The 7,385-nt window shown below is 73.6% G+C and carries 8 protein-coding genes; 7 read left to right on the forward strand and 1 reads right to left on the reverse strand.

The window, feature by feature from the left end:
* Positions 1–235 precede the first annotated feature (235 nt).
* The 6 genes from AB0M46_RS37990 to AB0M46_RS38015 all read left to right on the forward strand — a co-directional run bounded on the left by AB0M46_RS37990 (position 236) and on the right by AB0M46_RS38015 (position 5,824).
* On the forward strand, positions 236–1,867 hold the full coding sequence (locus tag AB0M46_RS37990) for a serine/threonine-protein kinase (RefSeq protein WP_363344345.1): 1,632 nt from the start codon (positions 236–238) through the stop codon (positions 1,865–1,867).
* Positions 1,868–2,082: 215 nt separating this feature from the next.
* Positions 2,083–2,565 carry a hypothetical protein gene (locus AB0M46_RS37995; protein WP_363344347.1) on the forward strand — a complete coding sequence of 161 codons (483 nt, stop codon included), beginning with the start codon at positions 2,083–2,085 and terminating at the stop codon, positions 2,563–2,565.
* Positions 2,566–2,691: 126 nt separating this feature from the next.
* A complete protein-coding gene (locus AB0M46_RS38000) occupies positions 2,692–3,468 on the forward strand; it encodes an ABC-2 family transporter protein (RefSeq protein WP_363344349.1) in 777 nt (258 codons plus the stop codon).
* Complete coding sequence (locus AB0M46_RS38005; protein WP_363344351.1) at positions 3,461–4,252, forward strand: ABC-2 family transporter protein; 792 nt, start codon at positions 3,461–3,463, stop codon at positions 4,250–4,252. The genes AB0M46_RS38000 and AB0M46_RS38005 overlap by 8 nt, the downstream gene beginning before the upstream one ends.
* On the forward strand, positions 4,249–5,166 hold the full coding sequence (locus AB0M46_RS38010) for an ATP-binding cassette domain-containing protein (protein WP_363344353.1): 918 nt from the start codon (positions 4,249–4,251) through the stop codon (positions 5,164–5,166). The genes AB0M46_RS38005 and AB0M46_RS38010 overlap by 4 nt, the downstream gene beginning before the upstream one ends.
* A 25-nt stretch (positions 5,167–5,191) precedes the next feature.
* Positions 5,192–5,824 (forward strand): maleylpyruvate isomerase N-terminal domain-containing protein, encoded by a 633-nt coding sequence (locus AB0M46_RS38015; protein ID WP_363344355.1) that lies wholly within the window; start codon positions 5,192–5,194, stop codon positions 5,822–5,824.
* A gap of 16 nt (positions 5,825–5,840) precedes the next feature.
* Here AB0M46_RS38015 and AB0M46_RS38020 read toward each other — a convergent pair whose 3' ends face one another.
* Positions 5,841–6,794, reverse strand: coding sequence for a helix-turn-helix domain-containing protein (locus AB0M46_RS38020; protein ID WP_363344357.1), 954 nt, complete (start codon positions 6,792–6,794; stop codon positions 5,841–5,843).
* Positions 6,795–6,866: 72 nt separating this feature from the next.
* Between AB0M46_RS38020 and AB0M46_RS38025 the strand changes: the two genes are divergently transcribed.
* On the forward strand, positions 6,867–7,295 hold the full coding sequence (locus AB0M46_RS38025; RefSeq protein WP_363344359.1) for a rhodanese-like domain-containing protein: 429 nt from the start codon (positions 6,867–6,869) through the stop codon (positions 7,293–7,295).
* Positions 7,296–7,385: the final 90 nt, after the last annotated feature.

Raw genomic sequence — 7,385 nt, forward strand, 5'->3', positions numbered from 1 at the left:
TCCGGGCATATTCCCCGGGCGTCGCGCGGCGCCCGGGGAATATCCGTCGATCCAGCGGGTTGGACGCGCAACGACGGCAGCCGCAGAGCAGGCGCCACATCGAGGGATTTCGACTTTCGGGAGCCTATACGGCAGAGTGAATCGTCCGTTCAACCGACCACCAGACCGGGCGCGGGCGTGCTGGGATGTCCCTTTGCGGGGCAATACCGAAGAGCGATCCGATTGGGCGGGATCTTTGAAGACGCTGGCGGACCGGTACCGGCTCGACTACGCGATCGGCGCGGGCGGGGTGGGCATCGTGTGGCGCGCCCGCGACCTGCGCCGGCAGCGCATGGTCGCGATCAAGGAGGTGCGGCTGCCGGAGGCCCTCGAGGGCGAGGAGCGCGCCGCGCTGACCACCCGGGCGATCCGCGAGGCCCGCGCCGCAGCGCGGCTCGAGCACCCGAACGTCCTGCCGGTGCTCGACGTGGTGATCGACGAGGGCCTGCCATGGGTGATCATGGAGCTGGTCGAGGGCGAGTCCCTCATCGACCGGGTCCGCACCGGTGGCCCGCTCGCCCCGGCCGACGCCGGCGCGGTGGGCCTGGCGCTGCTCGACGCCCTGGAGGCCGCCCACGCCGCCGGAGTGGTGCACGGCGACGTGAAGCCGGCCAACGTCATGATCCGCGCCGACGGCACGCCGCTGCTCACGGATTTCGCCCTCGCCGCCACGCTCGGCGACGGGGTACCGCTGGGCGACCCCGCGTACGTCGCGCCCGAGCGCCGCCTCACCGGCGACGGAGGGCCGGCCGCCGACCTGTTCTCGCTCGGCGCGACGCTGGCCTTCGCCACCGACTCGGACGACCCGGCGCTGACGGCCGTGATCAAGTCCCTCACCGACGGCGATCCGCGGGCCCGGCCCTCGCTGGCGGCGGCACGGGCCGCACTCGAAGGTCAAGACCCGGCATCCGTACCGCATGAGCCTTCCCCTTCCGATCCGGCTCCTGCACCGGCGGCGGAAACGCCGGATCTCGCGCCCGAATCGCAGTTGCCGGATCCGGCGCCCGGCGACGAGCCGCTCGAAACCCCTGCGGCCGAGTCCACACCACCGGTGGGACCACCGCCCCCGGCCGAGCCTTCGACCGCCGCGGAGCCAACGCCCTGGGCCGCAGCCACGGCCGCGCCCTCAACTCAGGCGCCACCCACGGGCACGCCCTCGGCCCAGGCACAGCCCGCGACCGCGCCCGCAGCACAGGAACAGCCCGCGGCGGGGGCCGCGGCACCGGCCGAGGCGCCCCGCAAGCGGCGGTGGTCGGAGCCGAAGACCGCGGCCCTCGTCGGCGCCGGCGTGCTGGCCATTCTGGTCGCGATCGGAACCCTCGGCCACGAGAACGCCCCCGCGCCGGCCGAGCACGTGGCCGCTTCGGCCTCCCCCAGCTCGAGCCCGTCCGACGACCCGACCTCGCCGGTGCCGGCCGACGCGCCGCCCCTGCCCGGCCCGTCCACCTCGCCCAGCCCTTCCGTCAAGAGCCCGGCGCCCAGGTCGACCCGGACGAAGACGACCAGCCCGAGCCCGAGCACCGAGAAGCCGGCGATCCTGTCGGCCGAGATCACCACGAACCCGGCGACGTACACCGGCCCCTGCGGGGGCAACGGCCTCGACATCGACGTGACGATCACGATCACCGCGACGCCGGCGAACGCGGCGATCACCTACGCGGCCACCGGGCACGGGACCCAGACCGTGACGGCGGCCGGGGGCAAGTACAGCACGACGTACCGGGTGAGAATCGACAGCCATCGGAGCAGCGTGCAGTTCGCACTCAACGTGACCAGCCCGGCCACCGCGGGCGATACGAGCACGATGACGAACAACTGCACCAGGTAGCAGAAAACCCTTCGTGTTCGTCTACGATGCCTCCGTGCCCAGCGACCGGCGAGCCGTGATGGACCGGCAACGCCATGTCGCCGGCATCATCACCCTCCGCGCTCTCCCCGTCACGGGAAAGGACCGGCCGAAGCGCACGGTCGAGTTCCGGGCCGAGGTCACCTCGCCCAATTACGGTCGACTGCGCCGGCGTGCTGGACAAGTAGGGCGGGCCCATGAACGAGGATGACGTCACCCGGGACGGACTGCCACGGTTCATCTACGGGGAGTACACCGGCGAGATGCCCCTGCCGGTGCGGCCCGAGCCCGAAGAGGACGAGGCCCCGGCCTCGATGGACCGCAGGACCAAGATACTGGTGGGCAGCGGCGGTCTGGCCCTGCTGCTCATCGTCGGCCTGGTGGTGGCGGCCCTGAGCACCGGCGGCGGTGGCGACACCCCGGCCGTGGCCAACCCGGAGTCGCCCGCCCCGGCCTCGTCGCAGCTCAGCACGGAGCCGTCGCCGACGGTCTCGCCCGAGCCGACCCAGTCCTGGCCGATGGCGACCGACCTGGGCGACCACGGCGGGAGCACCACGACGGCCAAGCCGACCAAGACCGCCGGCAAGCCGGTCACCACCGCGCCGACCAACCCGGAAGGGCAGCCGACCACGCCGAAGGTGCCGCTCCCGCCGAAGCCCTCGCGCTCCCACCACGGGTAACCGAGCCGGACCCGCCGAGCCTCCTCGACGGGCCGGCGAGGCCGCCCCGGCGAAATTCCGGTGACCGCCGCGGCGTGAGCCGATAGCGTATCCGGGCCGCCGCGAGCACCCGGGGAGCCGACGACGATGTACGCGACGCTGTTCGTGCTGGGCTTCCGCCGTTGGTCGGCGTATCGGACGGCGGCCGTCGCCGGCGCGTTCACCAACTCCGTCTTCGGGCTCATCCGGGCCTCGGTGCTCATGGCCGTGGTCGGCACGGCCGGCGGCGCCCTCGCCGGCTACGACCGGGTCACCGCGGCCACGTACGTGTGGCTGGGCCAGGCGCTCATCGCCTCGATCAACCTGTTCACCTGGAGCGAGCTGGCCGAGCGCATCCGCACCGGCGACGTCGCGATCGACCTGGCCCGCCCGGCCGACCCGATGCTGTCCTACCTCGCCTCCGACCTCGGCCGGGCCGCTTTCACCCTGCTGCCCCGCGGCCTGCCCCAGCTGGCGATCGGCGCGCTGGTCACCGGCGTGTCCCTCCCCCGCACACCGGGCACCTACGCGCTGGGCCTGCTCAGCGTGGCGCTGGGCACGGCGGTCTCGTTCGGCTGCCGGTGGCTGGTCAACCTGAGCGCGTTCTGGCTGCTGGACCTGCGGGGGCCGATGACGCTGTACCTCGTCCTCGCCAACATCCTGTGCGGCCTGATCGTGCCCGTGCACTGGTTCCCGGGCTGGCTGGCCGCGCTGGCCGCGGCGACGCCGTTCCCCTCGATGCTGCAGGCCCCGATCGACGTACTCATGGGCCGGGCCGGCTGGCAGACCGTGGCCGTGCAGGCGCTCTGGCTCGCCGGGCTGCTGGTGCTGGGCCGGGCCGGCTTCGCGCTGGGCGCCCGGAAGCTGGTGGTCCAGGGTGGCTGAGCCCTACCTGATGCTGGCCCGGCTGCACGTGCGGGCGCAGACCACGTACCGCGGGTCGTTCGCCATCGAGCTGCTCGCCAGCGTCGGCGCGACCGTCACCGGCGTCGGCGAGATGTACGTCGTGTTCGCCAACGTGCCGGCGCTGGGCGGGCTCACGTTCCGGGCCGCCCTGCTGGTCTTCGCGCTCGGTCACGTGTCGTTCAGCCTCGCCGACCTGGTCTTCGGCCACCTCGACACGCTGCCGGCGTACCTGCGCTCCGGGCGCTTCGACGCCTTCCTGCTGCGCCCCCTGCCGGTCCTGCCCCAGCTCGTGTTCGCCGAGCTGTCGTTGCGACGACTGGGTCGTACCGCTGCGGGGACCGTCTTGGCCGCGGCGGTGCTGGCCCGGATCGGGATCCGCTGGACCCCGGCGGACGTGGGGTTGCTGGTCGTGACCGTGCTGTGCGGCGCGGCCATCTTCGCCGCGCTGTTCACCACGGCCGCGGCCGTGCAGTTCTGGCTGGTCGACGGCGCCGAGGCGACCGCCTCGTTCGTCTACGGCGGACAGTACGCGTCGCAGTTCCCGGCCGGCATCTACCCGGCGCCACTGCGGACGCTGTTCACGTTCGTGGTGCCGTCGGCGTTCGTCGCCTACCTGCCGGCGGCCACGCTGCTGCGGCTGCCGACGCCGGGAGTTCCACTGTGGATCGGCTGGTGCACGCCGCTGGCCGCGGCCGGCGCGTGGACCGTTGCGCTGCTGGGCTGGCGGTCCGGGCTGCGCCACTACGCGGGGACGGGATCATGATCATCGAGGTCGACGGGCTGCGCCGCGTGTTCAAACGCACCGTCGCGGTCGACGGGCTGACGTTCGGCATCGACCGGGGCGCCGCCGTCGGGTACATCGGCGCGAACGGCGCCGGCAAGTCCACCACCATCAAGATGCTGACCGGGATCCTGCGCCCGACGGCGGGCACGGTGCGCACCTGCGGACTGGACCCCATGCGCCAGCGCCGCCGCCTGGCCCGGCGCATCGGCGTGGTCTTCGGCCAGCGCAGCCAGCTGTGGTGGGACCTCCCGCTGCGCGACTCGTTCCGCGCGCTTGGCGCGATCCACCGCCTCGATCCCCGCCCGCGCCTGGCCGAGCTGTCGCAGCGGCTCGACCTGGCGTCCTTTCTGGACACCCCGGTGCGCCAGCTGTCGCTGGGCCAGCGCATCCGCGGCGAGGTCGCGGCCGCCCTGCTGCACTCGCCCGAACTGCTGATCCTGGACGAGCCGACGATCGGCCTCGACGTGCTGAGCAAGGAGCGGCTGCGGGCGTTCCTGGTCGAGCAGCGCGCCGCGTTCGGGACCAGCCTGCTGCTGGCCACCCACGACATGGGCGACGTGCGCAAGCTCACCGAGCGGATCCTGCTCGTCGACCACGGCCGGCTCGCCTTCGACGGCACGCTCGACGGCCTGGCCCGCCAGGTCGGCGCCGAGCGGATCCTGGTCCTGGACCTCGCCGAACCGGCCGGACCGCTGGACGCGGTCCCCGGCACGCGGCTGGTCGGGGTCGAGGCCGGCGGGCTGCGCCAGCGCCTGTCGTTCGCCCCTGGCACGACCACGGTGGCCGCGATCCTGTCCGCGGTCGCCGCCTCGGCCCAGGTGCACGACCTCACCATCGAGGAGCCCGACATCGAGGCCGTCGTCCGGCAGTTGTACGCCGGGCCGGTTTGTTAGCGCCGGTTTTGCTAGCGTCGGTCCCGTGACCCTCAACGGATCCGACGTGCTGGCCTCGGTCGCCCTGGTCCGCGCGGCCTTCGGCGACGTGCCCGACGACGGCTGGGATCGCCCGGCCGGCACCCTGTCGTGGTCGTGCTGGGAGACCATGGAACACATGGCCGACGACCTTTTCGCCTACGCCGGCCAGATCGCCGCGGCCGACGCCCCGCAGGAGTCGTACCTGCCGTTCGCCTGGCGGGCCCTGCGCGAGGGCGGCCCGAACAGCACCGTCTTCGTCGAGCACAAGGCCGGCACGCTGGGCCTGCTGCGCGCGTTGGACGCCTGCGGCGCCATGCTCGCCGCGGTCGTCGACGCCGCCCCGCCGGCCCGTCGCGGCTGGCACCCGGACGGCCTGAGCGACCCGGAGGGCTTCGCCGCGATGGGCGTGCTCGAGGTGCTGGTCCACGCCTGGGACGTGGCCGGGACGGTCGAGCGGCCATGGAACCCGCCGGCCGAGCTGTGCCGGCAGGTGCTGGACCGGCTCTTCACCGGCCTGCCGGAGGGCGCCGAGCCGTGGCCGGCGCTGCTCTGGGCGACGGGCCGCGGCGAGCTGCCGGGCCACGCCGTGCGCGCCTCATGGCGCTGGGACGCCCGCCCCCTGGCCGAACGGGTCTGACGAGCCCTGTCCGGACTCAGGCGCCCCCGCGGCGGAACGCCTGGCGGTAGGCCGACGGCGAGGTGCTCATCGACGCCGCGAAGTGGTGGCGGAAGGTCACCGGGCTGTCGAACCCGACCGCGGCGGAGATCTGCTCGATCGACGAGCCGGTCGTCTCCAGCAGCGCCAGGCTCGCCTGGATCCGCTGGCGCAGCAGCCACTTGATCGGGCTGGTCCCCGTCGCCCGCGTGAAGTGCCGCAGGTACGTCCGCGGCGACATGTGCGCCTGCCGCGCCAGCACCGGCAGCGTCAGCGGCTCGGCGAGGTGCGCCAGCGCCCAGCTCAGCGACGCCGCGATCCGATCGTCGGAGGCCTCCGCGGGCACCGGCGCCTCGATGAACTGCGCCTGTCCCCCGTCCCGGTGCGGCTGCACCACCAGCCGCCGGGCGACCGAGTTGGCGATCGCCGCGCCATGGTCCGTCCGCACGACGTGGAGGCACAGGTCGATCCCGGCGGCGCTCCCGGCGCTGGTCCAGACGTCGCCTTCGGCGATGTACAAGACCGAGGGATCCAGCGGTACGCCGGGGAAGCGCGCCCGGAATCGGTCCGCATAACGCCAGTGCGTGGTCGCCCGGCGCCCCTCCAGCAGCCCCGCCGCGGCCAGCGCGAACGCCCCCGAGCAGATGGACACGATCCGCGCGCCCCGGGCATGGGCGGCCCGCAGCGCGTCGAGCACCTCCGGGGCCGGGTCCGCGTGCACGCTCGTCACCCCGGGGACGATGACCGTGTCGGCGGCGACCAGGTCGGTGAGGTCGCCCTCGGGGTGCAGGACCGCGCCGCCGACGACCGGCACGGGGGCCCGGCCCGGGACGCAGATGCGCAGCCGATACCACGGGACGTCGAGTTCGGGCCGCGGGAGCCCGAAGACCTCGGTGACGATCCCGGTCTCGAACAGGGACATCCCCGCGAAGGCGAGGACGGCGACGCGCATGGCGAAATGTTAGCGGACAGCGGCGTTTTCGCCACTGTCCCGCCGTACCGTGGCCGGATCATGCTGGACCGCATGACGACGAACGCCATCGAGCACTTCACCGCCCGCCTCGCCTTCGAGACCGACGTCAGCGACGTGCACGCGGCCATGACCGCCGGGGCGACGGACCTCGTCGTGGTCGACTCGCGCGGCGCGCAGGCGTGGGCGCAGGGGCACATCCCGGGCGCGGTGCACCTGCCCACGGCCGACATCGCGGCGCGCGCCGCCGGGGCGATCCCGCCCGGCGCGGCGGTCGTCACGTACTGCTGGGGCCCCGGCTGCAACGGCGCCACCCGCGCGGCGCTGGAGTTCGCGAAGCTCGGCTACCGGGTCCGCGAGATGCTCGGCGGCTACGAGTACTGGGTGCGCGAGGGCTTCGAGTTCGAGACCTCGGCGGGCCGGGACAGCAGGCCCGCCGACGAGCTCACCGCCCCGCGCCACGCGGTGTCGTGCGACTGCTAGGTGACTGGTGTTAAACGATGGCCGCCACTGGCGTGGCGGCCATCGTTTTGGATCTATTTCGGGTAGTTTGCTGGGATGGCGTTAGGCAGG

Source organism: Dactylosporangium sp. NPDC051485 (genome assembly GCF_040682015.1).
In the GTDB taxonomy this organism is placed as follows: Bacteria; Actinomycetota; Actinomycetes; order Mycobacteriales; family Micromonosporaceae; genus Dactylosporangium.

What these genes read in the sequence shown, in the direction of transcription:
- AB0M46_RS37995 (WP_363344347.1), top strand. Translation starts at nt 2,083, where the DNA reads ATGAACGAGGATGACGTCACCCGGGACGGACTGCCACGGTTCATCTAC.
- AB0M46_RS38000 (WP_363344349.1), top strand. Translation starts at nt 2,692, where the DNA reads ATGTACGCGACGCTGTTCGTGCTGGGCTTCCGCCGTTGGTCGGCGTAT.
- AB0M46_RS38010 (WP_363344353.1), top strand. Translation starts at nt 4,249, where the DNA reads ATGATCATCGAGGTCGACGGGCTGCGCCGCGTGTTCAAACGCACCGTC.
- AB0M46_RS38020 (WP_363344357.1), bottom strand. Translation starts at nt 6,794, where the DNA reads ATGCGCGTCGCCGTCCTCGCCTTCGCGGGGATGTCCCTGTTCGAGACC.
- AB0M46_RS38025 (WP_363344359.1), top strand. Translation starts at nt 6,867, where the DNA reads ATGACGACGAACGCCATCGAGCACTTCACCGCCCGCCTCGCCTTCGAG.